Below are 26,993 nucleotides of genomic sequence, written 5' to 3' on the forward strand. Positions count from 1 at the left end.
AATTTCGCCGGGTGGGCGGGGGCCAACCGGTCGGGTCCGTATCAGGACCGGGATTTCGAGCCGACGGTGACGTCGTACGACTACGACGCGCCGATCGACGAGTACGGGCGTCCCACGGAGAAGTTCTGGCGGTTTCGCGAGGTGCTCGCCGAGTACGCGCAGGGTCCGGTTCCGGAGCTTCCGCCGGTGCCGGTCGGGCCGGCTTCGCCGGTGCGGGCGGAGCTGACGGGGCGGGCGTCGCTGGACGCGGTGCTGGAGGTGCTGGGCGACGAGGAGTCGGCGCCCTCGGGTGTTCCGCCGACCTTCGAGGAGCTGGGGGTCGACCGGGGTCTGGTGCGTTACCGGGTGGGTGTGCCGGGGCCGCGCAGGCCGTACGCCCTCGGTGTGTCGGGACTCCGGGACCGGGCCGTGGTGTACGTGGACGGGGTCCGGGCGGGTGTGCTGAGCGAGGGGAACGAGACGCTGGACGAGCCGGTGGCCGGTCCCGCGGAGGTCGAGCTGTGGGTGGAGTCGCTGGGCCGGGTCAATTACGGGCCGCGGCTGGGTGAGTCCAAGGGGATCACCGGCGGGGTGCTGCACGAGCGGCAGTATCTGCACGGGGTGCGGGCCCGTGCGCTGCGGCTGGCGGCGTTCGAGGAGCCGGACGCGGTGGCCGGGGTCCCCTTCGGGGACGTCGGGGAGGCCGGGGCGACCGGGTTGTTCCGGGGGACGTTCGAGTTCACCGGGGTGTCCGGAGTGGGGCACGCGGGGCTCGAACTGCCGGGCTGGACACGTGGGTTCGTGTGGGTGAACGGCTTCGGTCTGGGGCGCTACTGGTCGGTGGGCCCGCAGCGGACGCTGTACGTGCCGGGGCCGGTGCTGCGGGAGGGCGTCAACGAGGTGTGGGTGCTGGAGCTGGAGGGCTCGGGCGCGCCGTGCGTGGAGCTGGGGTCGGGGGTGCCCGTCCGGACGGACACCCCCGGGGGTGTTCAGGTGTGACGTGTGCACCGGTGCTGCGGCTGCCGGGGCCGGTGGGACTCGGGTACCGGCCCCGGGGTGGCCGGGTCCGGGCCGGAGCACGGCCGCTCGGGTCCTGGCATGGCCGTGGTCCGGGTGCCGGACACCGGCCGGCAGCCGCCCGGCCCCGGTCGGCTCACGGCCGCCGGTGCCGGGGTCGGGCCGCCGGGGTCAGAGCGTGGCCGCGGCGGACGCGATCTGGGAGGCGAACGTCGAGACCTCGGTGTACACACCGGGGTAGCCGGGCCTGGCGCAGCCCTGGCCCCAGCTGACGATGCCCACCTGGATCCAGGCTCCGGCGCTGTCCCTGCGGAACATGGGGCCGCCGGAGTCGCCCTGGCAGGTGTCCACGCCGCCGGTGTCGATCAGTCCGGCGCAGATCTCCTCGCCGGGGACGAGGTCGCCGCCGTACGCGTCCTGGCAGTCGGCGTCGGAGACGAACGGCACGGTGGCCTTGAGGAGGTAGCGCTGCTGGGCGCCGCCCTCGGTGGCCGCGCCCCAGCCGGCGACGGTGAAGGTGCCGTTGTTGTACGCGGTGCTGGTGGCGATCTTCAGGGTCGGCTGGTTGATGGGCTGGGCGAGCTTGATCAGTGCCCAGTCCTTGCCCTGGCCGTTGTAGCCGGGGGCCTGGAGGACCTTGGTGGAGCGGACCTTGACGGCGCTGGAGGACTGGAGGTCCACCACGCCCCCGGTGGCGGTGATGGAGGTGTCGTTGCCCGAGCCGTCCACGCAGTGCGCGGCGGTGAGGACGATGTCCTTGGCGTAGAGGGCGCCGCCGCAGCCCATCGACAGCCGGACCATGAACGGGAACTCGCCCTGTGCCGCGCGGGTTCCGCCGACGACCGGGTTGGGGGCCGCGGAGGCGCCGGCGGGCTGGAGGCTGACCGCCGCGAGGACCACGGCGGCTATGACGGAACATCTCTTCACGGCACGCAGAAGCTGCTTCAAGGGATTTCCTTCTTTCGTGGGGGGTGCTCGTGGGGGGTGCGTGTGGGGGTGCTGTGCCCGGCCGGGGACGCGACCGCGGGCGGCGCGGCACCACGACACGCCGTTGGTCATGCCCTCGACAAAGGCTGGTTCGGATTATCCGGAAATGATCACCTGGCCCACAAGGATCACTTTCCGGCCAATTCCCGGCCGGGGCTGTCCGCATGATCGCCCGCGGGGCGGCGGCGACGCCCCGCGGAGCGGACTTTCGGCGCTCCCGGGTCGTTACAGTGAGGGCCGGGGGCCGCGCGGACGGGGGTGGGGACGTGACGGACGGAGACGGGAACGGCGGCCGGGGCGGCGGCCCGGTGGTCCACGGCTTCCCGCACCTCGAAACCGTCCGGTCCGCGATCACCGCGCTGTACCGGCGGCTCTCGTACGACGGCGTCCACGCCTACGCCACCAGCCTCGTCCCGGCCGACGCGGCCTTCGACGACCGGGACGACCTGCATCTCGGCGCCCAGCGGGTGGCGCGGGCCGTGGTCCAGCACCTGCGGCTGCCGGACGCCCGCATGATCGTGGCCTTCCGGACGATGGAGCACGCCGCGGCCGTCGAACTCACGGCGGGGCCCGAGTACTTCGTCGAGCTGAACGACCGCTTCCGCACCCACCGCAGGGACATCGGCGCCGCGCTCGCGCACGAGGCCACGCACGTGCTGCTGCACCGCCTGGGCCTGGAGTTCCCCGGCACGCGCGACAACGAGATCCTCACCGACACCGTGACGACGTACCTGGGCGCGGGCTGGCTGCTGCTCGACGCCTTCCGCGAGGACGGGGTCTCCAGCCAGAAGCTCGGCTACCTCACGCCGGAGGAGTTCGGGTACGTCCTCGCCAAGCGGGCGCTCGCCCTCGACGAGGACCCGTCCCCGTGGTTCACCAGCCCGCAGGCCTACACCGCCTACGGGAAGGGGTACGCGCGGGCGCTCCAGGACCTCCGGCAACCGCCCCTCGCGGCGGCCGGGTGGGCGGCCCGCCGCCGCTACGCCAAGGACCGGCGGCACGCCCGCGGCCACCCGGACACGGCCCCGGCCCCCGATGTCCCGTACGCCTTCGGCAGTGGTCCGCAGGGGCTCCGGGTCTCCTTCGCCTGCCCCGTCTGCCACCAGCGCATCCGGGTGCCGGTGCGCGGCCGGGTGCGGGTCCGCTGCGGCCTGTGCCATACAGTCCTGGACTGCGACACCTGAACCGAACGAGAGGCCCGGGGGGGCGCGGCATGCAGATGTCGGATGCCGGACGGTCGTGGCTGCTGGATCGCGTGGTCGGCGTGGTCCTCGCGTGGGACGAGTCCCCCGCCCGGGCCGCCCGCCGGCTGGACGCCCTGCTGCGCGGGGCGACGCCGCACGAGGTGATGCGGCTGGAATCCGACTACCGGGGCCGGCGCCACAGCCTCGGAGTCCTCTGCCCCGACGTCCTGGACGACGACGGCATCACGGATGACGACGGCGTCACGGATGCCCCCGGGAAAGCGGACGCCCCCGCGGAAGCGGCCGACGGGGAGGAAGCGGGCGGCGGCACCGTGCCCGGCCGGTACGGTCCGGCCGTGGCGGCCCTGATGTCGTTCGACCGGTCCGGGCACATCCGGGAGACCGGCGTCGCCCGGCTCGCCGGGACCGGGGACCCCTTCGCGCTCCCCTTCCTCCTGCTGCGGCTGAACGACCCGGTCGAGCAGGTGCGGGACCTCGCCCGGGACGCGGTCACCACCCGCCTGGACCCCGGCCACGTGGACCTCCTGGTCCAGCTCCTGCCGCTCCTCGACGGGCTGCGCGGCCGGCGCCGGGCGGGGCGCCTGCTGACCTCGGTGGAGGACCTGCTCCACCGGCACGGCACGGTGGCGCTGTGGCGCGGGGCGCGATCGGACGATCCCCCGGTGCGTGCGAGCTGCCTGCGCCGACTGGCCCGGACCGAACCGGTCGCGGCCGTCGGGACGGCCTTCTCGTCCCGGGAGCCCTCGTTGTGGCAGTGGGGCGCCCGCGTCGCCACCTCCGCGCGCCTGGCACCGGCCGAACAGGACGCGCTGCTCCCGCATCTGGAGGCCAGCAGCAACCCCCGCATCCGGCTGCGGGCGCTGCGGGCCCGGGCCCGGCAGCCGCACGGCGAGGTCCATCTGCGCCGGGCCATGCTCGACCCGGACGCCAGGGTCCGCTACCACGCCCGCGCCACTCTGTACGCCCGCGGGCACACGGATCTCGCGCCCCGGGTGTACCGCGACGCCCTGGCACCGGCCCACGTGCCGGACGCGATCGCCGTGGGCGCGCTCGGCGGCCTGTCCGACCTGGGCGGCGCGTGCGACGTGCCGCGGATACTCGACTTCACGGCCCATCCCGGGGCCCGCGTACGCGCCGAGGCCTGGCGCGCCCTGAACATCCTGGCCCCGTCGGAAGTGGCCGCCAGGATCGACCGGTTGGCCGCCGACCCCAGTGGAAAGGTGCGGCGCCACCTCCCGCGGCGGCCCCCCGAGTAGGCCCTCCGCCGCGGAGGCGCGGGTCAGTCCGGGAAGGTGCGGGAGGGATCGTCGGCCGCAGTCCGCGAAGGACGCGAAGAACGCGAAGGGCGGGGCGGCGGGGGTCCGGCGATGGGGCAGTGGGTACCGCTGTAGATCGTCGGCATGCACTTGTTGCAGTGGATGCACAGGGAGCGCGTCCGCGGCCGCTCCCGCATCCGGTTCACCAGGTCCGGTTCGCGCAGGAGCGCGCGGGCCATGGCCACGTACTCGAAGCCCTCCGCCATGGCCTGTTCGACGGTCTCCCGGCGGGTGATGCCGCCGAGCAGGATCAGCGGGAGGCTCAGCTCGGCCCTGAACTGGCGGGCCGAGGGCAGCAGGAACGCCTCCTCGTACGGGTAGGAGCGCAGGAATCTGCCACCGGCCAGGCGGATGCCCAGCCGTGCGGGCCGGGGGAAGACCGCGGCGAACTCGGTGAGCGGGGCGTCGCCGCGGAACAGGTACATCGGGTTGAACAGGGAGCTCCCGGCGGTCAGTTCGAGGGCGTCGACCGTGCCGTCCTCCTGGAGCCGGCGGGCGACCCGGAGGCTTTCGTCGAGCCAGAAGCCTCCGGGCACCCCGTCGTCCATGTTGAGCTTGGCGATGATCGCGACGGTGTCGCCGACCTCGTCGCGCACGGCGCGGGCGATGCCGAGGGCGACCTTGGCGCGGTTGTCGAGGCTGCCCCCGTAGGCGTCGTCGCGGTGGTTGAGGCGGCGGCTGAGGAACGAGCTGGCCAGGTAGTTGTGGCCGAAGTGCAGTTCGACCGCGTCGAATCCGGACTCGACGGCCAGCCGGGCGGCCGTGGCGTGGGCGCGGACGACCCGGGCGATGTCCTCGGCGGTCGCCGCCCGTGTCATCCGCATGCCGAGCGGGCTGAGGAACCGTCCGGGGGCGAGCGCCGGGAGCCGGTTGGACCGCGCGTCGGCGACCGGGCCCGCGTGGCCGAGCTGGGCGCTGATCGCGGCGCCCTCGCGGTGCACGGCGTCGGTGAGCCGGCGCAGCCCCGGCACCGCTTCGGGGCGCATCCAGATCTGCCGGCGCTCGGTGCGGCCCTCGGGGGCGACGGCGCAGTACGCGACGGTGGTCATGCCCACTCCGCCGGCGGCGGGGCGGCGGTGGTACGCGATCAGTTCGTCGGTGACCAGGCCGTCGGGCGTCACGCCCTCGAAGGTGGCGGACCTGATGAAGCGGTTGCGCAGGGTGAGGGGGCCCAACCGGCTCCCGGCGCTCGCCCCCGGACGGTTCCTCAGCCCGCTCGGCATGCGGATGACACGGGCGGCGACCGCCGAGGACATCGCCCGGGTCGTCCGCGTACGGGGGCGGATGGCTGAGGGGGCATGCCGGTCTCCGATGCGTGTGGGTGACGACGATGAATGTGAACAGCGGTGCGAGACGGGGCCGACGGGCCGGACAGGGGGAACCGGCGGCCGGAGGCACGACGGCGCGTACCGCACGTACGACGGACGGACCGCCCCGCGCACGACCGCGCGCACGGCGGACGGAACTTCCGACGCACGACCGTGCGTAGGGCGAACGGAACTCCTGACGCACGACCGCGCGTACGACGGACAGAACTCCTGGCGCACGACCGCGCGTACGACGGACGGAACTGCCGACGCACGACCGCGCGCGACGCGGGAAGGGCCGCCCGGGGCCCGTCCCTCAGCCGCCGCCCCGCCCCGCCCCGTACACCGGCCGGGGCGGTTCCGCCTCGGCGAGGAGTTTGCGCACCGCCTCCCCCGCGTCCGCCGGGGCCCAGCGCGCGCCCCGGTCCGCGGTGGGGCCGGGGCGCCAGCCCTCCATGACCGTGAGCCGGCCGGCCTCCGCCTCGAAGACCCGCCCGGTGACCCCGTCGCTCGCGGCCGAGCCGAGCCACACCACCAGCGGGGACACGTTCTCCGGGGCCATCGCGTCGAAGCCGCCGTCCTCGGGGGCCGCCATCGTCCCGGCGAACGTCCGCTCGGTCATCCGGGTGCGGGCCGCCGGGGCGATGGCGTTGACCTGGATCCCGTACCGGCCCAGTTCCTCGGCGGCGACCAGGGTGAGGCCCACGACGCCCGCCTTCGCGGCGGAGTAGTTGCCCTGTCCGACGCTGCCGAGCAGTCCCGCGCCCGAGCTGGTGTTGACCACCCGGGCGACCGGCGCGCGGCCCGCCTTCGTCTCGGCCCGCCAGTGCTCTGCCGCGTACCGCAGCGGCAGGAAGTGGCCCTTGAGGTGGACCCGCATCACGGCGTCCCAGTCGTCCTCGGACAGGTTCACCAGCATCCGGTCGCGCAGGAATCCCGCGTTGTTGACCAGAGTGTCCAGCCGTCCGAAGTTCTCCAGCGCGGCCCGGACCAGGGACTCGGCCCCCTCGGCCGTGGTGATGTCGCCCCCGTGGGCCACCGCCTCGCCGCCCGCCGCCACGATCTCGTCGGCCACCTCCCGGGCCGGGCCGGCCGAGCCCCCGTCGCCGCCGGGGCCGACGCCCAGGTCGTTGACCACCACCCGGGCCCCCTCGGCGGCGAAGGCCAGCGCGTGGGCGCGACCGAGCCCCCGTCCGGCGCCGGTCACGATCACGACGCGCCCCTCGCACAGTCCCCCGGCGCCTTTCCGGTTCCCCGTACCGTCCCGTCCCTCACTGCTCGCGGTCATCACACATCTCCTTGTTGGCGATGCGGTGGCAGGCTGCTACCTTCCACACCTAACAAATGTTTGGTGGAAAGGTAGCTGATTCGCTCATGGGTGTCTCCACCACGAGCCCCGACAGGGGCGTCCGTCTCGTCACGGTCGACCACCCGCCCGTCAACGCCCTTCCCGTGCGGGGCTGGTACGAGCTCGCCGACGCGCTCCGGGCGGCGGGCCGCGATCCCGGGGTCCGCTGCGTCGTGCTGGCCGCCGCCGGGCGCGGGTTCAACGCGGGCGTCGACATCAAGGAGATCCAGCGCGACACCGGGCACGGGGCCCTGCTCGGTGCCAACCGGGGCTGCTACGAGGCGTTCGCCGCCGTGTACGAGTGCGAGGTCCCGGTCGTCGCCGCGGTGCACGGCTTCTGCCTCGGCGGCGGCATCGGCCTGGTCGGCAACGCGGACGCGATCGTGGCGAGCGACGACGCGACGTTCGGCCTGCCCGAGCTGGACCGGGGGGCGCTCGGCGCGGCGACCCATCTCGCCCGGCTCGTGCCCCAGCACCTGATGCGCGCGCTCTACTACACCTCGCGCACCGCCACCGCCGCCGAGCTGCACGCCCACGGCTCGGTCTGGAAGGTCGTGCCGCGCGACGGACTCATGGCCGCCGCGCTGGAGCTGGCGGGCGAGATCGCCCGCAAGGACGGCACCTTGATCCGGCTGGCCAAGGCCGCCATCAACGGCATCGATCCGGTGGACGTGCGCCACAGCTACCGCTTCGAGCAGGGCTTTACCTTCGAGGCCAATCTCGGCGGCGTCGCGGACCGGGTCCGCGACGCCTTCGGCAGGGAGGAAGGACCATGACCGAAACCGATACCGGGACGGGCACCGGCACGAGGGCCGGTGCGAGGACCGACAAGACCATGACCGTGCAGGACGTCGTCTCCCGGCTCGACAGCGGGATGACGATCGGCATCGGCGGCTGGGGCTCGCGCCGCAAGCCGATGGCCCTGGTGCGGGCGCTGCTCCGCTCCCCCGTCACCGATCTCACCGTGATCTCCTACGGCGGCCCCGACGTGGGGCTGCTCGCCGCCGCCGGCAGGATCCGGAAGCTGGTCGCGGCCTTCACCACCCTCGACTCGATCCCGCTCGAACCCCATTTCAGGGCGGCCCGTCAGCGCGGCGCGTTCGAGCTGATGGAGATCGACGAGGCCATGTTCATGTGGGGGCTGCACGCCGCCGCGAACCGGCTGCCGTTCCTCCCCGTGCGCGCCGGTCTCGGCTCGGACGTGATGCGGGTCAATCCGGACCTGCGCACGGTCGTCTCGCCGTACGCGGACGGCGAGGAGTTCGTCGCGATGCCCGCCCTGCGGATGGACGCCGCGCTGGTCCATCTGAACCGCGCCGACCGCTTCGGCAACGGCCAGTACCTCGGCCCCGACCCGTACTTCGACGACCTGTTCTGCGAGGCGGCCGACGCCGCGTACGTCTCCTGCGAACGCCTCGTGGACACCGCCGAGCTCACCGAGAAGGCCGCCCCGCAGACCCTCCTGCTCAAGCGGCACTCCGTCACCGGTGTCGTCGAGACCCCCGGCGGCGCGCACTTCACCTCCTGCGTGCCCGACCACCCGCGCGACGAGGCGTTCCAGAAGGAGTACGCGACCGCCGCCGCCGACCCCGCCGCCTGGGCCGCCTTCACCGAGCGCTTCCTGCCCGCGGACGGCGACGAGAACAGTTACCGGTCGGCCGTCCGGGCCTGGCACGAGGAGCGGGAATGACCACCACGAACGGCACGTCCGCCGACATGTCCGCCGGCCTCTCCGCCGGTCCCGTCACCCGGGCCGAGTACTGCGTGATCGCCTGCGCCGACGCCTGGCGCGGCGACGGCGAGGTGCTCGCCAGCCCGATGGGGGTCATCCCGTCCGTCGGGGCCCGGCTGGCCCGGCTCACCTTCTCGCCCGATCTGCTGCTCACCGACGGCGAGGCGCTGATCGTCGGCCCGGACGGCACCACGGAGGGCTGGCTGCCGTACCGGCTGCACCTGGCCATGGTCACCGGCGGCCGGCGGCACGTGATGATGGGGGCGAGCCAGATCGACCGGTTCGGCAACCAGAACATCTCCTGCATCGGCGACTGGGAGCGGCCCGCCCGGCAGCTGCTCGGGGTGCGCGGCGCCCCGGTCAACACCCTGAACAACCCGGTCAGTTACTGGGTGCCGAGGCACTCCCCACGGGTCTTCGTCGAACGCGTCGACATGGTCTGCGGGGTGGGTTACGACAACGCCGCGGCGGCCGGTCCGTCCGCGACCCGCCACCATCGCATCCCCCGGGTCGTCACCGATCTCTGCGTCCTCGACTTCGCGACCCCGGACCACTCGATGCGGTTGGCCTCGCTGCACCCCGGCGTCACCGTCGAGCAGGTCCGCGCGGCCACCGGTTTCCCGCTCGCGGTGCCGGACGAGGTCCCGTGCACCCGGGAGCCGACGGCGGAGGAGCTGCGCCTGATCCGCGAGGTCGTCGATCCGCGGGGCGCCCGGAACCGGGAGGTCGGGTCCTGATGCGCACCGCGTTCACGGAGCTCGTCGGCGTCCGCCACCCCATCGTGCAGACCGGCATGGGCTGGGTCGCGGGCCCCCGCCTGGTCTCCGCGACGGCCCGGGCGGGCGCCCTGGGCATCCTGGCCTCCGCGACGATGACCCCCGAGCGGCTGCGGGCGGCGGTGCGGGAGGTCAAGTCCCGTACGGACGAGCCGTTCGGGGTCAATCTGCGCGCCGACGCCGGTGACGCGCGCGAGCGGGTGCGGATCATCATCGACGAGGGCGTGGCGGTGGCGTCCTTCGCGCTGGCCCCGTCGAGGGAGCTCATCGCGGAGCTGAAGGACGCGGGCGTGGTCGTGATCCCGTCGATCGGTGCCCGGCGGCATGCCGAGAAGGTCGCGGCGTGGGGTGCGGACGCGGTGATCGTGCAGGGCGGCGAGGGCGGTGGGCACACCGGCGAGGTGGCCACCACCGTGCTGCTGCCGCAGGTCGTCGACGCGGTGGACATCCCGGTGGTCGCGGCGGGCGGTTTCCACGACGGGCGGGGCCTGGTCGCGGCGCTGGCGTACGGGGCGGCGGGCATCGCGATGGGCACGCGCTTCCTGCTGACGTCGGACTCGACCGTGCCGGACGCGGTGAAGGCGCGCTATCTGGCGGCGGGCGTCAAGGACGTCACGGTCACCACGGCGGTGGACGGGCTGCCGCACCGGATGCTGCGCACGGAGATGGTCGCCGCGCTGGAACGCGCGGGCCGGGCACGGGCGTTGGCGCAGGCGATGCGCCGGGCGGCCGGTTTCCGGCGGATCTCCGGCACCGGCTGGTCCCGGATGGTGCGCGACGGTCTCGCGATGAGGCACGGCAAGGACCTGTCCTGGAGCCAGGTCCTGCTGGCCGCCAACACACCGATGCTCCTGAAGGCGTCCATGGTCGACGGCCGGACGGATCTGGGCGTGATGGCGTCGGGCCAGGTGGCGGGCCTGATCGAGGACCTGCCCAGCTGTGCGGAGCTGGTGGAACGGGTGATGGCGCAGGCCCACGCGGCGCTGGGCGCGCTGCCGCCCGCCGGGACCCCGGCGGGCTGAGGCGGAGGGAGGGGCGCGGTGACCGCCGGCGCCCCTCCCGTACGGTCACGCGACCCTGCGGCCGCGCCCCGTCGTCGTGCCGCCGCGCCCGGCGCCGGAGCCGCCGCGTCCCGCGCCGGACCGTCCGGTCCCGGTGCGGGCCTCGCCGCCGCGGGCCGCGCCCGAACCGGCGGACCGGGCCGTGCCGCCCGTGCCCGCCGTACCGCGCGACGAACCGGCGGTGCCCCGTGCCTCGCCGCCGCCCTGTCCGGCGCCGCGCCGGCCCCGGCTCCGGCCGCCCGAGCGGGCACCGCCGCCCGAGGAGCCGCTGCCCGAGCGGGTGCGCTGCTTCGGCGGGGTCGGCTGCGGGACCTCGATGACGACCGCGACACCGGACGGTTCGCGGGCGCCGGTGATCCGGACGAGCTCCTCGTCGCCGGAGGAGACCCGGGTGGTCCGGGGGGCGATGCCCGCGTCGGCCATCAGCCGGGTCATGTCCCGCTTCTCCTCGGGCAGCACCAGGGTGACGACGCTGCCGGACTCCCCGGCACGCGCCGTGCGCCCGCCGCGGTGGAGGTAATCCTTGTGGTCGGTCGGCGGGTCCACGTTCACGACCAGGTCGAGGTCGTCGACATGGATGCCGCGGGCCGCCACGTTCGTCGCGACGAGCGCGGTGACCTGGCCGTTCTTGAACTGGTCCAGGGTCCGGTTGCGCTGCGGCTGGGAGCGTCCGCCGTGCAGGGCGGCGGCCCGCACGCCGCTGGCGAGCAGCCGCTTGGCGAAGCGGTCGGCGGCGCGCTTGGTGTCCACGAACATGATCACGCGGCCGTCCCGGGCGGCGATCCTGGTGGCGACGGCCTTCTTGTCGGTCGCGTCGGCCACGTGCAGCACGTGGTGCTCCATCGTGGTGACCGCGCCCGCGGACGGGTCGACGGAGTGCACGACGGGGTCGGTGAGGAACATCTTGACCAGCCGGTCGATGTTCTTGTCGAGCGTGGCGGAGAACAGCATCCGCTGGCCGTCCGGCTCGACCTGCTTGAGCAGGGCGACGACCTGCGGCATGAAGCCCATGTCGGCCATCTGGTCGGCCTCGTCGAGGACGGTGATGGCGACCCGGCCGAGGTCGCAGTCGCCGCGCTCGATGAGGTCCTTCAGCCGTCCGGGCGTGGCGACGAGCACCTCGGCGCCGCGGCGCAGCGCGCCGGACTGCTTGGTGATCGACATGCCGCCGACGACGGTGGCCAGGCGCAGCTGCACGGAGGTCGCGTACGGCGTCAGCGCGTCGGTGACCTGCTGGGCGAGCTCGCGGGTGGGGACGAGGACGAGCGCGAGCGGGGTGCGCGGCTCGGCGCGCCGTCCGGCGGTGCGGGCGAGCAGGGCGAGGCCGAAGGCGAGGGTCTTGCCGGAGCCGGTGCGTCCGCGGCCGAGGATGTCGCGGCCGGCGAGCGAGTTCGGCAGGGTGGCGCCCTGGATCGGGAACGGGTCGGTGACGCCCTGCGCGGCAAGGGTCTTCAGCAGGGCCGCGGGCATGTCCAGCTCGGCGAACGTCTCGGCGGCGGGCAGTGCGGGGGTCGTGGTTTCGGGCAGGGCGAATTCACCCTGCGGCGGCGTGGCCCTGCGGCGGGGCGACGCCTTGCCGGATCCCTTGCCGGAACCCTTGGCGGTTGCCTTTGCCGGGGCCGTGCCGCGCCCCCTGGACGGGCGGTTGCGGGCGGGTCGGTCCTGGCGTTCGGAGCGGGTCATACGGAATTGCCCTCCTGGGGGATTCCTCGGGAGTTCCTGGAATTCGTGTTCCATTGGGGGGAAGTGCTGCGGGGGCGGCCGGTGTGCGGCGCCCCGGGACAGCACAAGCCGGGACCCGCACCTTCACGGTGCGGGCCCCGGCTGCGAGGTACGCGTCCGGCGATCAGGCCGGGACGATGTTCTCCGCCTGCGGGCCCTTCTGGCCCTGCGTGACGTCGAAGGTGACCTTCTGGCCCTCCTGGAGCTCACGGAAGCCCGCGGCCTGGATGTTGGAGTAGTGGGCGAAGACGTCGGCGCCGCCGCCGTCCTGCTCGATGAAGCCGAAGCCCTTTTCCGAGTTGAACCACTTCACGGTTCCAGTAGCCATGTCGTTCTCCTAAACAGAGGTGCAGTGCCGGAAATCCGCACTTTACGAATTCCAAGTCGCCGCATTGAGCCCCATCCGGAGAAGCCGGAAAACAATAATGCGCCTGAGGAAGCATTCCCGTCAGGCGCACATAAAGTTCATGGGTACCAAAACTGCAACCCGGCAACCGTAGCACGTTCCGTCGACCTTCGACGGGAACACACCGCGTCGAAGGTCGGCGGTTTCCCTTCCGGTTCCCGTCCGGGCCCTTGCGGTTTCCGGTCCGGGGAGCGTGCGGAACTCCGCCGGATTCGCTCTCGGGGCCGGTCCGCGGGGGCCCGGCGGCGGCATCGGGGCGGGGTCGGCGCTCAGAGCCGTTCGATGACGGTGACGTTCGCCTGGCCGCCGCCCTCGCACATGGTCTGGAGCCCGTAGCGGCCGCCGGTGCGTTCCAGTTCGTGCAGCAGGGTGGTCATCAATCTGGCACCGGTTGCGCCGAGCGGGTGACCCAGGGCGATCGCGCCGCCGTTGACGTTGACCCGGTCGGGGTCGGCGCCGGTCTCCTTCAGCCAGGCCAGGGCGACCGGGGCGAACGCCTCGTTGATCTCGAACAGGTCGATGTCGTCGATGGTCATTCCGGTCTTCTTCAGGGCGTGCGCGGTGGCGGGGATCGGCGCCGACAGCATGCGGATCGGGTCCTCGGCGCGCACCGAGAGGTGGTGGACGCGGGCGCGGGGGGTGAGGCCGTGCTCGGCGACGGCACGCTCGGAGGCGATGAGCAGGGCGGCGGCACCGTCGGAGACCTGCGAGGAGCAGGCGGCGGTGATCGTGCCGCCCTCCATCACCGGTTTCAGCACGGCCATCTTCTCCGGGGTGGTGTCGCGGCGCGGTCCCTCGTCGACGGTGACGTCGCCGAGGGCGACGGTCTCGCGCGCGAAGCGGCCCTCGTCGACGGCGCGGATCGCGCGGTGGTGGGAGCGGAGCGCGAACTCCTCCATGTCCCGGCGGCCGATGCCCCACTTCTCGGCGATCAGCTGGGCGCCGTGGAACTGGTTGACCGGGGCGTCGCCGTACCGGGCGCGCCAGCCCTCGCTGCCCGCGTACGGGCCGTCCGTCAGGCCGAGGGGTTCGGCGGCCTGACGGGAGGCGAAGGCAATGGGTATCTGGGTCATGTTCTGGGTGCCGCCCGCGACGACCAGGTCCTGGGTGCCGGACATGACGCCCTGGGCGGCGAAGTGCAGGGCCTGCTGGGAGGAGCCGCACTGGCGGTCGATGGTGACGCCGGGGACCTCCTCGGGCAGTCCGGCGGCCAGCCAGCAGGTGCGGGCGATGTCGCCGGCCTGGGGGCCGACGGTGTCGAGGCAGCCGAAGACGACGTCCTCGACGGCCGCCGGGTCGATGCCGGTCCGTTCGACGAGTGCCTTCAGGACGTGGGCGCCGAGGTCGGCGGGGTGGACCCGGCCGAGTCCGCCCCCGCGTCGGCCGACCGGGGTGCGTACCGCTTCGACGATGTATGCCTCGGCCATGGCTGCTGCTCCTCCTGGGGCGTGACGGGTCGGTTACGTGCGCAGGGCGATGCCGTCCAGGACCATCGAGAGGTACTGGCGGGCGATCTCCTCGGGGCTGTGCAGTCCGCCCGGCCGGTACCAGGACGCGGCGACCCAGACGGTGTCGCGGACGAAGCGGTAGGTGAGGCGGATGTCCAGGTCGGCGCGGAAGGTCCGGTCGGCGACGCCGCGCTCCAGCGTGCCGAGCCAGGCCTTCTCGAACTTCTGCTGGGAGTCGACGAGGTACTGGAAGCGCGGCTGGGCGGCCAGGTGCCTGGACTCCTTCTGGTAGATGGCGACGGCGGCGCGGTGCCGGTCGATCTCCCGGAAGGACTCGGTGACGAGGGCCTCGATGGTCTCCCGGGGGCCGAGTCCGGCGGCGAGCACCGCGTCGTACCCCTCCCAGAGTTCGTCGAGGAAGGTCGAGAGGATCTCGTCGATCATCGATTCCTTGGAATCGAAGTGGTAGTAGAGGCTGCCCGCGAGCATCCCGGCCGCGTCCGCGATCTTGCGGACGGTGGTGGCGTTGTATCCCTGGGCGGCGAAGACCTCGGCGGCGGTGGCGAGCAGTTCGCGGCGCCGCTCGGGCGAGGGGGTTCCCTGGGGCTTCTTCTTGGTAGGCACCTGCCCATTCTCCGCCCGGTGGCCGTCGGCCCCCGGTCCGGCGGGCGGCGGTGGCGTCGCGGGCACCGCACGGTCAGGCACGCTGGCTGCTGACGGAGACGACCTCGCCGGTCAGGTACGAGGAGTAGCCGCTGGCGAGGAAGACGATGACGTTGGCGACCTCCCACGGTTCGGCGCTGCGGCCGAAGGCCTCCTTCGCGGTGAGTTCGTCGAGGAGTTCCGCCGAGGTGACCTTCACCAGGTGGGGGTGCATGGCGAGGCTGGGGGCGACGGCGTTGACGCGCACCCCGTACGCGGCGGCCTCGATCGCGGCGCAGCGGGTGAGCGCCATGACGCCCGCCTTGGCGGCGGCGTAGTGGGCCTGGCCGCTCTGGGCGCGCCAGCCGACGACGGAGGCGTTGTTGACGACGACGCCGCCGCGGCCGGCCGCGCGCAGCGAGCGCAGGGCGGCGCGGGTGCAGCGGAAGGTGCCGTTCAGGGTGGTGTCGAGGACCCTGGTCCATTGTTCGTCGGTCATCTCGGTGAGTTCGGCGGTGCCGCCGAGTCCGGCGTTGTTGACGACGACGTCGAGGCCGCCGTGGGCCCGTTCGGCGAGCGCGAACAGGGCTCGGACCTGGGTCTCGTCGGTGACGTCGCAGGGCAGTGCGGCGACGCGGTCCGCGCCGAACTCCTCGGCGAGGGCCTCCTCGGTCTCCTTCAGCCGGCGGGCGTGCAGGTCGCCGATGACGACGCGGGCGCCCTCCTCCAGGAACCTGCGGGCGGTGGCCCCGCCGATGCCGGCGCCCGCGGCGGCGGTGACGACGGCCGTGCGGCCGGCCAGCAGTCCGTGTCCGGGTACGTACTGCGGTGCGCTCACGCCCGTGCCTCCTCGGTCCCGTTCCTCGGATCCTCGACGGTGCTCGTGCCCGTACGTTAACCTACCAAACACTTGTTAGGGAAGGATGAGCCGATGCCCGCTGCCCACGACACATCCGCCGACGACCGCCGGGACGGCCCGGTGCTGTACGAGCGCCGGGGCCCGGTCGCGTACGTCACGATGAACCGCCCGCGCTACCGCAACGCCCAGAACTCGGCCATGACCTACGCCCTGGACGCCGCGTTCTACCGGGCCGCCGAGGACTCCGAGGTCAAGGTGGTCGTGCTGACGGGCGCCGGGGAGCACTTCTCGGCGGGCCACGACATCGGCACGCCCGGGCGCGACGCGCACCTGCCCTTCGAGCGCCGGGCCGGACTGTGGTGGGACCACAGCGACAAGGCGGGGGCGGAGAGCCGTTTCGCCCGCGAGTCGGAGGTCTACCTCGGCATGTGCAGGCGCTGGCGCGAACTGCCGAAGCCGGTCGTCGCCTCGGTCCGGGGGGCGTGCGTGGCCGGCGGGCTGATGCTCGCCTGGATCTGCGACCTGATCGTGGCGGGCGAGGACGCCTTCTTCGCCGATCCGGTGGTGCGGATGGGCATCCCCGGCGTCGAGTACTTCGCGCACCCCTGGGTGATGCCGCCCCGGATCGCGAAGGAGTTCCTGTTCACCGGCGACCGGATGAGCGCCCGCCGGGCGTACGAGATCGGCATGGTGAACCAGGTGGTGGCGCCGGACGAACTCGACGACCGCACCCGGGAGCTGGCGGAGCGGATCGCCACGATGCCGCGCCTCGGGCTGGCCCTCACCAAGCGCGCGGTCAACCAGGCCGAGGACCTCCAGGGGCTGCACACCGGCCTGGACTCGGTCTTCGGCCTGCACCACCTCGCCCACGCGCACAACGCGGAGACGTCCGCGGACCCGCTCGGCGGGATGGACGTCGCCGCGATGAAGAAGGCGGGCGGCTGATGGACCTGTCGCGCACACCGCAGGAGGAGGAGTTCCGGGCCGGGGCGCGCCGCTGGCTGCGGGCCAACGTGCCCGCCGAACCGCTGCCGTCGCTGGAGACCGCCGAGGGCTTCGCCGCGCACCGGGAGTGGGAGGCCCGGCTGTACGCGGACCGCTGGTCGGTGGTCTCCTGGCCGGCCGCCCACGGCGGCCGGGACGCCGACGTCTTCGGGTGGCTGGCCTTCGAGGAGGAGTACTACGCGGCGGGCGGCCCCGGCCGGGTCTCGCAGAACGGCATCAACCTCCTCGCCCCGACCCTCTTCGACCACGGCACCGAGGAGCAGCGGGCCCGGATCCTGCCGCCGATGGCGAGCGGCGAGGTGATCTGGGCGCAGGCGTGGTCCGAGCCGGAGGCCGGTTCGGACCTGGCGTCACTGCGTTCGCGGGCGGTGCGCACGGACGGCGGCTGGCTGCTGTCGGGGCAGAAGACCTGGTCCTCGCGGGCCGCGTTCGCGGACCGGGCGTTCGGCATCTTCCGTACGGACCCCGGGGCCGCGAAGCCGCACCACGGGCTGACGTATCTGATGTTCGACCTGTCGGCGCCCGGCGTCTCGGTCCGGCCGATCGGGCGGCTGGACGGCAAGCCCGCCTTCGCCGAACTGTTCCTGGACGAGGTGTTCGTGCCGGACGGGGACGTCATCGGGGAACCCGGGCAGGGCTGGCGCATCGCCATGTCGGCGACGGGCGCCGAGCGCGGGCTGATGCTCCGCTCCCCCGGCCGTTTCCTGGCCTCCGCCGACCGGCTCGACGCGCTGTGGCGCGCCCACGGCGACCCGTCGGACACGGCGCTGCGCGACCGGGTGGCGGACGCGGTGATCGGGGCCCGCGCCTATCAGCTCTTCACCTGCGCCGCCGCCTCGCGGTTCGCGGCGGGGACGGCCGTCGGCGCGGAGTCCAGCCTGAACAAGGTGTTCTGGTCCGAGTACGACATCGCGCTGCACGAGACGGCGCTCGACCTGCTGGGCCCGGACGGGGAACTCGCCGGTTCCGCGTGGGGCGAGGGGTACGTCTTCGCCCTCGCGGGCCCCATCTACGCCGGTACGAACGAGATCCAGCGCGACATCGTCGCCGAGCGGCTGCTCGGCCTGCCGAAGGGACGGCGCTGATGCGGTTCCTCCTCGACGACGAGCAGCGGGAGTTCGCCCGCTCGCTGGACGGGATGCTGGCGGCCTCGGACACCCCGTCGGCGGTACGGGCCTGGGCCGCCGGGGACCACGGACCGGGCGGGGCCCTTTGGGACCGGCTGGCGGAGGCGGGGGTGTTCGCGCTGACGGTTCCCGGGGAGTACGGGGGCGTGGGTCCGCTGCCGGTCGAAGTCGCGGTGGCCTTCACCGAGTTGGGGCGGCACGTGGTGCCGGGCCCGGTGGTGGAGGCGGTCGCGGCCGGACAAGGGCCACTGAGCGGGGCCGGTCGGCGCCGCCCCGGGGGCCGCCGAAAGGCTCCCGGGGCGGTCAGCTCCCCCCGGTGGCCTCGGTCTCCCCGCGCAGGCTGATCGTGCGCACCGGCTTCCCCGGCCGCCACGTCCGGACCGCCAGCTCCTCCCCTTCCACGGAGACGCGGACCACCTCCTGGATCCGGGTGCGGAAGAGGTGGAACGGCTGGGGCGGGTTCACCTCCTCGACGAAGCGGGCCAGGACGTCGGGGTCGGTGACCTCCACGGCGCGGCCGGAGACCCGGACGTCGCCGTCCGTCATCTCGGCGTCCGGGCCGGGGTTGGCGTGCACCGCGAACCTGGGGTCGCGGCGCAGGTCCAGCGCCTTGCGCGAGTTCGGCATCATGCCGAGCCACAGTTCGCCGAAGCGGAAGTCCACCTCCAGCCCGGTCACGCGCGGCGATCCGTCCTTGCGCAGGGTCGCCAGGACGTGGTGCTTGTAGAGCTGGAAGCGGGCGCGGACGGTTTCGGCGAAGTCCGGCTCCGCCGTGTGGAACTCTTCCCAGGAACTCGATGTCATGGCAGCCATGGAACCCGGTAATCCCGACATCTCCTGTCCGGATTCCCCGTCCGGTCGCCCGGTCGGCGGCGCGGTCGCCCGATCGGCCGCAGGGACCTCAGTCGGCGATGCCCAGGGCCCTGGCCGCGGCCAGCCACTGCGGGAACTCGGCGACGAGCCGGTCGTAGAGTTCGGCGTCCGGGACCCGGCGCGGGTCGGATCCGGCGTGGAAGAAGCCGGCGTTGTCGACGGGCCGCTTGGCGGGCACGGGGAGTTCGTCGAGCTTGCGCAGGAAGTCGAACTGGTTGCTCCGCTTGTTGCCGAAGCCGATGAACTGCCAGAACATCGGCAGTTTCGCCGCCTTGCAGAGATAGCGCTCGGCCGCGTGCCTGCTGGTCGGGCCGCCGTCCGTCTGGAAGACGACGAGTGCGGGGGCGGTGGCGCCGCTTTCGAGGTGGTGGTCGATGACGGCGTCCATGGCCAGGTGGTAGTTGGTCAGTCCCATGTGGCCGAGGTCCGCCGCGATCGCGTCGATCCGGCCGCGGTGGTTGTCCAGGGCCACGTCGGCGACGGCGTCGATGTCCGTGGAGAAGAAGAAGACGGGGACGCGGCCGTCGTCGTCCAGGTGGGCCGCCAGTCCCAGCACCCGGTCGGCCAGGGCCTGGACGCTGCCGTCCTTGTAGTACCCCCGCATGGAGCCGGAGCGGTCGAGCACCAGGTAGACCGCGGCGCGTTCGCCGCCCAGGCGGTGCTTCGCCAGCGAGATCGAGGCGCTCTTGTAGAGGCTGACCAGCGCGGGCGCGGTCTCCTCGACCTTGCGGAGGCTGATCGCCGGGCCCCGCGCGGCGGACGGGTCGGTCATGGGGTCCCTCCGGTCCTCGACGTGTGCCGGTCCCCCGAGCGTAGGGCACCCGGATGTCCCCGGACCCTGGCGGTTCGCTATCTTGATCGCCGCCGTCCCCACCGGCCGCTCGTGCCAGTCCACCCGTGAAGGAGCCTGCCGTGGAGGCCGCGATCACCACCTGCTACCGGCATCCGTCGTACGAGACGTATGTGAGCTGCGTCCGCTGCGAACGGTTCATCTGTCCCGACTGCATGCGCGAGGCCGCCGTGGGCCACCACTGCGTGGAGTGCGTGAAGGAGGGGCAGCGTTCGGTCCGGCAGGCGCGCACCGTGTTCGGCGGCGCGGTGGCGAGGTCCGCGGTGCCGCTGGTCACCTACGTGCTGATCGGTCTCAACGTCCTCGTCTACCTGGGCGAGCTGATCCGTCCCGGGATCGTCGACCGGTTCGCGATGCTGGGCGCGGGACTGAACGGCCCGGACGGGAACAAGTACCTGTACGAGGGCGGGAGCTTTCCCGGCTTCGACGTGGTCGGGGTGGTGGACGGCGAGTGGTACCGGCTGCTGACCGGTGCCTTCCTGCACCTGCCGCCGGACGCCTCGTCCTTCGGCTCGCTGCCGTTCGGGGTGCTGCACATCCTGTTCAACATGTACGCGCTGTGGAACCTGGGCCGGGTCGTCGAGGAACAGTTGGGCCGGGTCCGCTATCTCGCGCTGTACCTGCTGTCCGCGCTGGGCGGTTCGGTGCTGGTGTACCTGATCGCGCCGTCGGACGGCACGGTGGGCGCCTCGGGTGCGGTCTTCGGTCTCGGGGCGGCGTTCTACGTCATCAACCGGCGGCTGGGCCGCGACATGCGGGCGGTGAACCGCTTCATGGCCGGCTTCCTGATCTGGATGCTGATCTCGGCCGGGTTCACCTCGTGGCAGGGCCATCTGGGCGGGCTGCTGACGGGCGGCCTGGTCACGGTGGCGTATGCCTACGCGCCGGCGGGGCGCCGCACGACGGTCCAGGCCGCCGCGTGCGTGGTGCTGGGCGCGGCGCTGGTGCTGCTGGTGGTGCTCAAGACGTCCGCGCTGACCGGCTGAGCGGGTCCGGGGCCGGGCCGGAAAGGTCCGGCCCCGGACGCGCCACGGCGCCTGCCGGGATCGTCCGGTCGGGGACGGGCAGGCGCCGTGTCGGTTCCGCACGCCGTTGTGCGGGACGTCCGGGGTGTCGCGATCAGACCATGAGGGCACGGTCCGTCGGGCGGATCGGGGCCGGCAGGGCGCTGGCCCCGGTGAGGAAGCGGTCCACCCCGCGCGCCGCGGAGCGGCCCTCGGCGATGGCCCACACGATGAGGGACTGGCCGCGGCCCGCGTCACCGGCGACGAACACGCCGTCGACGTTGGTGGCGAAGTCCGCGTCGCGCGCGACGTTGCCGCGCTCGTCGAGCTCCAGGCCGAACTGCTGGACCAGGCCGTTGGACCGGTCGGTGCCGGTGAAGCCCATGGCGAGGGTGACCAGCTGGGCGGGGATGCGCCGCTCGGTGCCGGGCTTCTGTTCCAGCCCGCCGTCCTTGAACTCCACCTCGACCAGGTGCAGTGCCTGGACGTTGCCGTCCTCGTCGCCCTCGAAGTGGGTGGTGGACACGGAGTACACGCGCTCGCCGCCCTCCTCGTGCGCGGAGGTGACCTTGTAGAGCATGGGGAACGTCGGCCAGGGCTGGTTGGCGTTCCGCTCGTCGCCCGGCCGCGGCATGATCTCCAGCTGGGTGACGGACAGGGCACCCTGGCGGTGGGCGGTGCCGACGCAGTCGGCGCCGGTGTCGCCGCCGCCGATGACGACGACGTGCTTGCCCTCGGCGGTGATCGGGGAGACCGTCAGGTCGCCCTCCTGCACCTTGTTGGCCAGCGGCAGGTACTCCATGGCGAAGTGCACGCCGTTCAGTTCGCGGCCCGGGACGGGCAGGTCGCGGGAGACGGTGGCGCCCGCGGCGATGACCACCGCGTCGTAGCGGCGGCGGAGCCTGGCCGCGTCGATGTCCCGGCCGATCTCGGTCTCGGTGCGGAACTTGGTGCCCTCCGCGCGCATCTGCTCGATGCGGCGGTTGATGTGCGACTTCTCCATCTTGAACTCGGGGATGCCGTACCGCAGGAGGCCCCCGATGCGGTCCGCGCGCTCGTAGACGGCGACCGTGTGACCGGCCCGGGTCAGCTGCTGGGCGGCGGCCAGGCCGGCCGGTCCCGAGCCGATGACCGCGACGGTCTTGCCGGAGAGCCGCTCGGGCGGCTGCGGGGTGACGTCGCCGTTGCCCCACGCCTTGTCGATGATGGAGACCTCGACGTTCTTGATGGTGACGGCCGGCTGGTTGATGCCGAGCACGCACGCCGACTCGCACGGGGCCGGGCAGAGCCGCCCGGTGAACTCCGGGAAGTTGTTCGTGGCGTGCAGCCGCTCGGACGCGGCCGCCCAGTCCTCGCGGTAGGCGTAGTCGTTCCACTCGGGAATGAGGTTTCCGAGCGGGCAGCCGTTGTGACAGAACGGGATGCCGCAGTCCATGCAGCGCCCGGCCTGCTTGCTGATGATCGGGAGCAGCGAGCCGGGGACGTGGACCTCGTTCCAGTCCTTGACGCGCTCGGTCACGGGGCGGGTCTCGGCGACCTCGCGCCCGGTGGTCAAAAAGCCCTTGGGGTCAGCCATTGGTCGCCGCCTCCATCATCTTCTCGGTGGTCTCCCGCTCGGAGAGACCGGCGAGCTCAGCGGCTTCCTTGGCGGCGAGCACTGCCTTGTACGTGGACGGGATGATCTTGCTGAAGCGGGCGACCGCCGTGTCCCAGTCGGCCAGCAGCTTCTCGGCGACCGTGGAGCCGGTCTCCTCGCGGTGGCGGCGCACCACGTCGTGCAGCCACCGCTCGTCGGTGTCGGAGAGGGCTTCGATCGCGCCGTGGTTGCCGGCGTTCACGTTGTCCCGGTCCAGGTCGATGACGTAGGCGACGCCGCCCGACATGCCGGCCGCGAAGTTGCGTCCGGTCTCGCCGAGCACGACGGCGTGTCCGCCGGTCATGTACTCGCAGCCGTGGTCGCCCACGCCTTCCGAGACGACCGTGGCGCCGGAGTTGCGGACGCAGAACCGCTCGCCGGTGCGGCCGCGCAGGAACAGTTCGCCGCCGGTGGCGCCGTAGGCGATGGTGTTGCCCGCGATGGTGGAGTACTCGGCGAGGTGGTCGGCGCCGCGGTCCGGGCGGACGACGATCCGGCCGCCGGACAGGCCCTTGCCGACGTAGTCGTTGGCGTCGCCCTCCAGGCGCAGCGTCACGCCGCTGGGCACGAAGGCGCCGAAGGACTGGCCGGCGGAGCCGGTGAAGGTGATGTCGATGGTGTCCTGCGGCAGTCCCGCGCCGCCGAACTTCTTCGTCACCTCGTGGCCGAGCATGGTGCCGACGGTCCGGTTGATGTTGCGGATCGCGACCTGGGCCCGGACCGGCTGGGCGGCCTCGGCGCCGTCCGCGCCCAGGGCGTCGGCGGCGAGCCTGATCAGCTCGTTGTCGAGGGCCTTGGCCAGACCGTGGTCCTGCTCGACCAGCTGGTGCCGGACGGCGCCCTCAGGCAGCTCGGGGACGTGGAACAGCCGCTCCAGGTCGAGGCCCTGCGCCTTCCAGTGCGTGACCGCGCGGTCGGTGTCGAGCAGCTCGGCGTGGCCGACGGCCTCCTCGATCGAGCGGAAGCCCAGCTCGGCGAGGAGCTCGCGGACCTCCTGGGCGATGAACTCGAAGAAGTTGACGACGTACTCGGCCTTGCCGGAGAACCGGGCGCGCAGGACGGGGTTCTGGGTGGCGATGCCGACCGGGCAGGTGTCCAGGTGGCAGACGCGCATCATGACGCAGCCGGAGACGACGAGCGGCGCGGTCGCGAAACCGAACTCCTCGGCGCCCAGCAGGGCGGCGATGACGACGTCGCGGCCGGTCTTCAGCTGGCCGTCGGTCTGTACGACGATGCGGTCGCGCAGGCCGTTGAGCAGCAGGGTCTGCTGGGTCTCGGCCAGGCCGAGCTCCCAGGGGCCGCCCGCGTGCTTCAGCGAGGTCAGCGGGGAGGCGCCGGTGCCGCCGTCGTGGCCGGAGATCAGCACGACGTCGGCGTGCGCCTTGGACACACCGGCGGCGACCGTGCCGACGCCGACCTCGGAGACCAGCTTCACGTGGATGCGGGCCGCCGGGTTGGCGTTCTTGAGGTCGTGGATCAGCTGGGCCAGATCCTCGATGGAGTAGATGTCGTGGTGCGGCGGCGGGGAGATCAGGCCGACGCCCGGGGTGGAGTGCCGGGTCTTCGCGACCCAGGGGTAGACCTTGTGGCCGGGCAGCTGGCCGCCCTCGCCGGGCTTGGCGCCCTGCGCCATCTTGATCTGGATGTCGTCCGCGTTGACCAGGTATTCGCTGGTCACGCCGAAGCGGCCGGAGGCCACCTGCTTGATGGACGAGCGGCGCGCCGGGTCGTGGAGCCGGTCGGCGTCCTCGCCGCCCTCGCCGGTGTTGGACTTGCCGCCCAGCTGGTTCATGGCGATGGCGAGGGTCTCGTGCGCCTCGCGGGAGATGGAGCCGTACGACATGGCGCCGGTGGAGAAGCGCTTGACGATCTCGGAGACGGGCTCGACCTCGTCGACGGGGATCGGGGCGCGGTCCGGGTTGAAGGCGAACAGGCCGCGGAGCGTCATGAGGCGCTCGGACTGCTGGTTCACCCGGTCGGTGTACTTCTTGAAGATGTCGTAGCGCTTGTTGCGCGTGGAGTGCTGGAGGCGGAAGACCGTCTCCGGGTCGAACAGGTGCGGCTCGCCCTCGCGGCGCCACTGGTACTCGCCGCCGATCTCCAGCGCGCGGTGCGAGGCGGAGATGCCGGAGGCGGGGTACGCCTTGGCGTGGCGGGCGGCGACCTCCCGGGCGACGACGTCGAGGCCGGCGCCGCCGATCTTGGTGGCGGTGCCGTTGAAGTACTTCGCGACGAATTCCTCGTCCAGGCCGACGGCCTCGAAGACCTGGGCGCCCCGGTAGGAGGCGACCGTCGAGATGCCCATCTTGGACATGACCTTCAGGACGCCCTTGCCGAGCGCGTGGATCAGGTTCCGGATGGCCTTCTCGGGCTCGATGCCCTCGATGAACGTACCGGCGCGGACCAGGTCCTCGACGGACTCCATCGCCAGGTACGGGTTGACCGCGGCGGCGCCGTAGCCGATCAGCAGCGCGACGTGGTGGACCTCGCGGACGTCACCGGCCTCGACCAGCAGGCCCACCTGGGTGCGCTGCTTGGTGCGGATGAGGTGGTGGTGGACGGCCGAGGTGAGCAGCAGCGAGGGGATCGGCGCGTGCTCGGCGTCGGAGTGCCGGTCGGACAGGACGATCAGGCGGGCGCCGTCCTCGATGGCGGTGTCGACCTCGGTGCGGATCTGCTCGATCCGGGCGGCGAGGGCCTCCCCGCCGCCGCCGACCCGGTAGAGGCCGGAGAGCGTGGCGGCCTTCATGCCGGGCATGTCGCCGTCGGCGTTGATGTGTATCAGCTTGGCCAGCTCGTCGTTGTCGATCACCGGGAACGGCAGGGTGACGCTGCGGCACGAGGCGGCGGTCGGCTCCAGCAGGTTGCCCTGCGGACCCAGCGAGGAGCGCAGCGAAGTGACGAGCTCCTCGCGGATGGCGTCCAGCGGCGGGTTCGTGACCTGCGCGAAGAGCTGGGTGAAGTAGTCGAAGAGCAGGCGGGGGCGCTCGGACAGCGCGGCGATCGGCGAGTCCGTGCCCATGGAGCCGAGCGGCTCGCCGGCGGTGCGGGCCATCGGCGCGAGGATGACGCGGAGCTCTTCCTCGGTGTAGCCGAAGGTCTGCTGGCGGCGGGTGACGGAGGCGTGCGTGTGCACGATGTGCTCGCGCTCGGGCAGGTCCTCCAGCTCGATCTCGCCGGTCCGCAGCCACTCCTCGTAGGGCTGCTCGGCGGCGAGGGCGGCCTTGATCTCGTCGTCCTCGATGATGCGGTGCTCGGCGGTGTCGACGAGGAACATCCGGCCGGGCTGGAGGCGGCCCTTGCGGACGACCTTCGCGGGGTCGATGTCCAGGACGCCGACCTCGGAGGAGAGCACGACGAGGCCGTCGTCGGTGACCCAGTAGCGGCCGGGGCGCAGACCGTTGCGGTCCAGGACCGCGCCGACCTGGACGCCGTCGGTGAAGGTGACGCAGGCCGGGCCGTCCCAGGGCTCCATCATCGTGGAGTGGTACTGGTAGAAGGCGCGCCGGGCCGGGTCCATGGAGGCGTGGTTCTCCCATGCCTCGGGGACCATCATCAGCACCGAGTGCGGCAGCGAGCGGCCGCCGAGGTGGAGCAGCTCCAGGACCTCGTCGAAGGAGGCGGAGTCGGAGGCGTCCGGGGTGCAGACGGGGAAGATCCGGTCGAGGCCGGACTCGCCGCCGCGCCCGTCGGCGGCGGGGTCGAACAGCTCGGAGGCGAGCTGGGACTCGCGGGCCTTCATCCAGTTGCGGTTGCCCTTGACCGTGTTGATCTCGCCGTTGTGCGCGACGAAGCGGTACGGGTGGGCGAGCGGCCAGCTCGGGAAGGTGTTGGTGGAGAACCGGGAGTGGACCAGGGCGACGGCGGTGGCGAAGCGGCGGTCGGAGAGGTCCGGGAAGAACGGCTCCAGCTGCCCGGTGGTGAGCATGCCCTTGTAGACGACGGTGCGGGCGGAGAGCGAGGGGAAGTACACCCCGGCCTCCCGCTCGGCGCGCTTGCGCAGCACGAAGGCCTTGCGGTCGAGCGCGATGCCGGTGCTCGTGCCGTCCGCGACGAAGAGCTGGCGGAACTCGGGCATGGTGGTGCGGGCGCCGTTGCCGAGGATGTCAGGGGTGACGGGGACCTGGCGCCAGCCGAGGACCTTGATGCCCTCCTCCGCGGCGATCTTCTCCAGCTCGCGGACGGCCTCGGTGGCGTCGTCCGCGGGCAGGAAGGCGGTTCCGACGGCGTAGGCACCGGCCTCGGGGAGGTCGAAGGGGACCTCCTCGCGCAGGAAGGCGTCCGGCACCTGGAGGAGGATGCCCGCGCCGTCGCCGGAGTCGGGCTCGGATCCGGTGGCACCGCGGTGTTCGAGATTGCGCAGCACGGTCAGCGCCTGCTCGACCAGCTCATGGCTGGCCACACCGGTCAGAGTGGCCACGAACCCGACACCGCAGGCGTCGTGCTCGTTACGGGGGTCGTACATCCCCTGCTGGGCGGGGCGACCGTCCATGGGCGACCAGGCGTCGATGCGCATTGGCTCTCCCGTCGTCGTCGTGGCATGTGCAGTGCCGAGGGACGACGTTGGCCCTCTGCGAAATTTCGTGCAGGTTACATGATGGGTCGCTGCTCAAGAAGCGGATAGTTCGTTCCAACATGCGGACACCATCGATGACGGTGGAGTGGGTCGCAGTCGGATGATCGGCGCCCTGGG

Annotated in this window: 22 protein-coding genes and 1 pseudogene; 11 read left to right on the forward strand and 12 right to left on the reverse strand. The window is 72.7% G+C overall.

The genetic code is table 11. The features are described from left to right. The coding region (locus tag EAO76_RS06660) for a beta-galactosidase (RefSeq protein WP_187438479.1) at positions 1 to 978 on the forward strand (978 nt) is incomplete at its 5' end. Between the two features lie 189 nt (positions 979 to 1,167). Here EAO76_RS06660 and EAO76_RS06665 read toward each other — a convergent pair. Then, complete coding sequence (locus EAO76_RS06665; protein WP_148834268.1) at positions 1,168 to 1,944, reverse strand: trypsin-like serine protease; 777 nt, start codon at positions 1,942 to 1,944, stop codon at positions 1,168 to 1,170. A gap of 305 nt (positions 1,945 to 2,249) precedes the next feature. Here EAO76_RS06665 and EAO76_RS06670 point away from each other — a divergent pair, with 305 nt between their 5' ends. Together EAO76_RS06670 and EAO76_RS06675 are read left to right on the forward strand one after the other, a co-directional pair. After that, on the forward strand, positions 2,250 to 3,167 hold the full coding sequence (locus EAO76_RS06670; RefSeq protein WP_148834270.1) for a hypothetical protein: 918 nt from the start codon (positions 2,250 to 2,252) through the stop codon (positions 3,165 to 3,167). Positions 3,168 to 3,196: 29 nt separating this feature from the next. Continuing rightward, positions 3,197 to 4,444, forward strand: coding sequence for a hypothetical protein (locus EAO76_RS06675; protein ID WP_148834272.1), 1,248 nt, complete (start codon positions 3,197 to 3,199; stop codon positions 4,442 to 4,444). Between the two features lie 23 nt (positions 4,445 to 4,467). On the opposite strand, the gene EAO76_RS06680 is transcribed toward EAO76_RS06675, so the two are convergent. Both EAO76_RS06680 and EAO76_RS06685 read right to left on the reverse strand, forming a co-directional pair. After that, complete coding sequence (locus EAO76_RS06680) at positions 4,468 to 5,727, reverse strand: NADH:flavin oxidoreductase (protein WP_148835605.1); 1,260 nt, start codon at positions 5,725 to 5,727, stop codon at positions 4,468 to 4,470. A 400-nt stretch (positions 5,728 to 6,127) separates the two neighbouring features. Then, a complete protein-coding gene (locus EAO76_RS06685) occupies positions 6,128 to 7,099 on the reverse strand; it encodes an SDR family oxidoreductase (protein ID WP_148834274.1) in 972 nt (323 codons plus the stop codon). 86 nt (positions 7,100 to 7,185) lie between these two features. On the opposite strand from EAO76_RS06685, the gene EAO76_RS06690 reads away from it, so the two are divergent. The 4 genes from EAO76_RS06690 to EAO76_RS06705 are packed head-to-tail and all read left to right on the forward strand — an operon-like array spanning position 7,186 to position 10,689. Continuing rightward, positions 7,186 to 7,935: an enoyl-CoA hydratase family protein gene (locus tag EAO76_RS06690; RefSeq protein ID WP_148834276.1), complete on the forward strand. Its 750-nt coding sequence runs from the start codon at positions 7,186 to 7,188 to the stop codon at positions 7,933 to 7,935. Continuing rightward, on the forward strand, positions 7,932 to 8,849 hold the full coding sequence (locus tag EAO76_RS06695; protein WP_148834278.1) for a CoA transferase subunit A: 918 nt from the start codon (positions 7,932 to 7,934) through the stop codon (positions 8,847 to 8,849). The genes EAO76_RS06690 and EAO76_RS06695 overlap by 4 nt, the downstream gene beginning before the upstream one ends. Beyond that, on the forward strand, positions 8,846 to 9,628 hold the full coding sequence (locus tag EAO76_RS06700; RefSeq protein ID WP_262375294.1) for a CoA-transferase: 783 nt from the start codon (positions 8,846 to 8,848) through the stop codon (positions 9,626 to 9,628). Before EAO76_RS06695 ends, EAO76_RS06700 begins: the two co-directional genes overlap by 4 nt. Beyond that, positions 9,628 to 10,689, forward strand: a complete 1,062-nt coding sequence (locus EAO76_RS06705; RefSeq protein ID WP_148834280.1) for a nitronate monooxygenase family protein — start codon at positions 9,628 to 9,630, stop codon at positions 10,687 to 10,689. Before EAO76_RS06700 ends, EAO76_RS06705 begins: the two co-directional genes overlap by 1 nt. A 45-nt stretch (positions 10,690 to 10,734) precedes the next feature. Here EAO76_RS06705 and EAO76_RS06710 read toward each other — a convergent pair whose 3' ends face one another. The 5 genes from EAO76_RS06710 to EAO76_RS06730 all read right to left on the reverse strand — a co-directional run bounded on the left by EAO76_RS06710 (position 10,735) and on the right by EAO76_RS06730 (position 15,784). Beyond that, positions 10,735 to 12,411 (reverse strand): DEAD/DEAH box helicase, encoded by a 1,677-nt coding sequence (locus tag EAO76_RS06710; RefSeq protein WP_148834282.1) that lies wholly within the window; start codon positions 12,409 to 12,411, stop codon positions 10,735 to 10,737. Positions 12,412 to 12,574: 163 nt separating this feature from the next. Continuing rightward, positions 12,575 to 12,778, reverse strand: a complete 204-nt coding sequence (locus tag EAO76_RS06715) for a cold-shock protein (RefSeq protein ID WP_148834284.1) — start codon at positions 12,776 to 12,778, stop codon at positions 12,575 to 12,577. A 347-nt stretch (positions 12,779 to 13,125) separates the two neighbouring features. Next, complete coding sequence (locus EAO76_RS06720; RefSeq protein ID WP_148834286.1) at positions 13,126 to 14,283, reverse strand: acetyl-CoA C-acetyltransferase; 1,158 nt, start codon at positions 14,281 to 14,283, stop codon at positions 13,126 to 13,128. Between the two features lie 33 nt (positions 14,284 to 14,316). Continuing rightward, complete coding sequence (locus EAO76_RS06725) at positions 14,317 to 14,928, reverse strand: TetR/AcrR family transcriptional regulator (protein ID WP_148834288.1); 612 nt, start codon at positions 14,926 to 14,928, stop codon at positions 14,317 to 14,319. Between the two features lie 73 nt (positions 14,929 to 15,001). After that, entirely contained in the window at positions 15,002 to 15,784 is a 783-nt protein-coding gene (locus EAO76_RS06730; RefSeq protein ID WP_148834290.1) for an SDR family oxidoreductase, read from the reverse strand. A 93-nt stretch (positions 15,785 to 15,877) separates the two neighbouring features. Here EAO76_RS06730 and EAO76_RS06735 point away from each other — a divergent pair, with 93 nt between their 5' ends. From EAO76_RS06735 to EAO76_RS06745, 3 genes and pseudogenes are all read left to right on the forward strand, one after another. Next, entirely contained in the window at positions 15,878 to 16,750 is an 873-nt protein-coding gene (locus tag EAO76_RS06735; protein WP_148834292.1) for an enoyl-CoA hydratase, read from the forward strand. Beyond that, positions 16,750 to 17,895 carry an acyl-CoA dehydrogenase family protein gene (locus EAO76_RS06740; RefSeq protein WP_148834294.1) on the forward strand — a complete coding sequence of 382 codons (1,146 nt, stop codon included), beginning with the start codon at positions 16,750 to 16,752 and terminating at the stop codon, positions 17,893 to 17,895. Before EAO76_RS06735 ends, EAO76_RS06740 begins: the two co-directional genes overlap by 1 nt. Beyond that, positions 17,895 to 18,200, forward strand: a pseudogene (locus tag EAO76_RS06745) (acyl-CoA dehydrogenase family protein); the annotation flags it as partial. The gene EAO76_RS06740 and the pseudogene EAO76_RS06745, both read left to right, overlap by 1 nt. A gap of 40 nt (positions 18,201 to 18,240) precedes the next feature. On the opposite strand, the gene EAO76_RS06750 reads toward EAO76_RS06745, so the two are convergent. Both EAO76_RS06750 and EAO76_RS06755 read right to left on the reverse strand, forming a co-directional pair. Then, positions 18,241 to 18,750 (reverse strand): pyridoxamine 5'-phosphate oxidase family protein, encoded by a 510-nt coding sequence (locus EAO76_RS06750; protein ID WP_187438480.1) that lies wholly within the window; start codon positions 18,748 to 18,750, stop codon positions 18,241 to 18,243. An 88-nt stretch (positions 18,751 to 18,838) separates the two neighbouring features. Next, positions 18,839 to 19,582, reverse strand: coding sequence for a VWA domain-containing protein (locus EAO76_RS06755; protein WP_148834299.1), 744 nt, complete (start codon positions 19,580 to 19,582; stop codon positions 18,839 to 18,841). A 140-nt stretch (positions 19,583 to 19,722) separates the two neighbouring features. Between EAO76_RS06755 and EAO76_RS06760 the strand changes: the two genes are divergently transcribed. Further along, positions 19,723 to 20,646: a rhomboid family intramembrane serine protease gene (locus tag EAO76_RS06760; RefSeq protein WP_148834301.1), complete on the forward strand. Its 924-nt coding sequence runs from the start codon at positions 19,723 to 19,725 to the stop codon at positions 20,644 to 20,646. Between the two features lie 133 nt (positions 20,647 to 20,779). Here EAO76_RS06760 and EAO76_RS06765 read toward each other — a convergent pair whose 3' ends face one another. Together EAO76_RS06765 and gltB are read right to left on the reverse strand one after the other, a co-directional pair. Next, complete coding sequence (locus tag EAO76_RS06765) at positions 20,780 to 22,240, reverse strand: glutamate synthase subunit beta (RefSeq protein ID WP_148834303.1); 1,461 nt, start codon at positions 22,238 to 22,240, stop codon at positions 20,780 to 20,782. After that, positions 22,233 to 26,816 carry a glutamate synthase large subunit gene (gene gltB, locus EAO76_RS06770; RefSeq protein WP_148834305.1) on the reverse strand — a complete coding sequence of 1,528 codons (4,584 nt, stop codon included), beginning with the start codon at positions 26,814 to 26,816 and terminating at the stop codon, positions 22,233 to 22,235. The genes EAO76_RS06765 and gltB overlap by 8 nt, the downstream gene beginning before the upstream one ends. Between the last annotated feature and the right edge of the window lie 177 nt (positions 26,817 to 26,993).

The sequence above is a fragment of the Streptomyces sp. sk2.1 genome, assembly GCF_008120935.1.
Classification (GTDB): domain Bacteria; phylum Actinomycetota; class Actinomycetes; order Streptomycetales; family Streptomycetaceae; genus Streptomyces.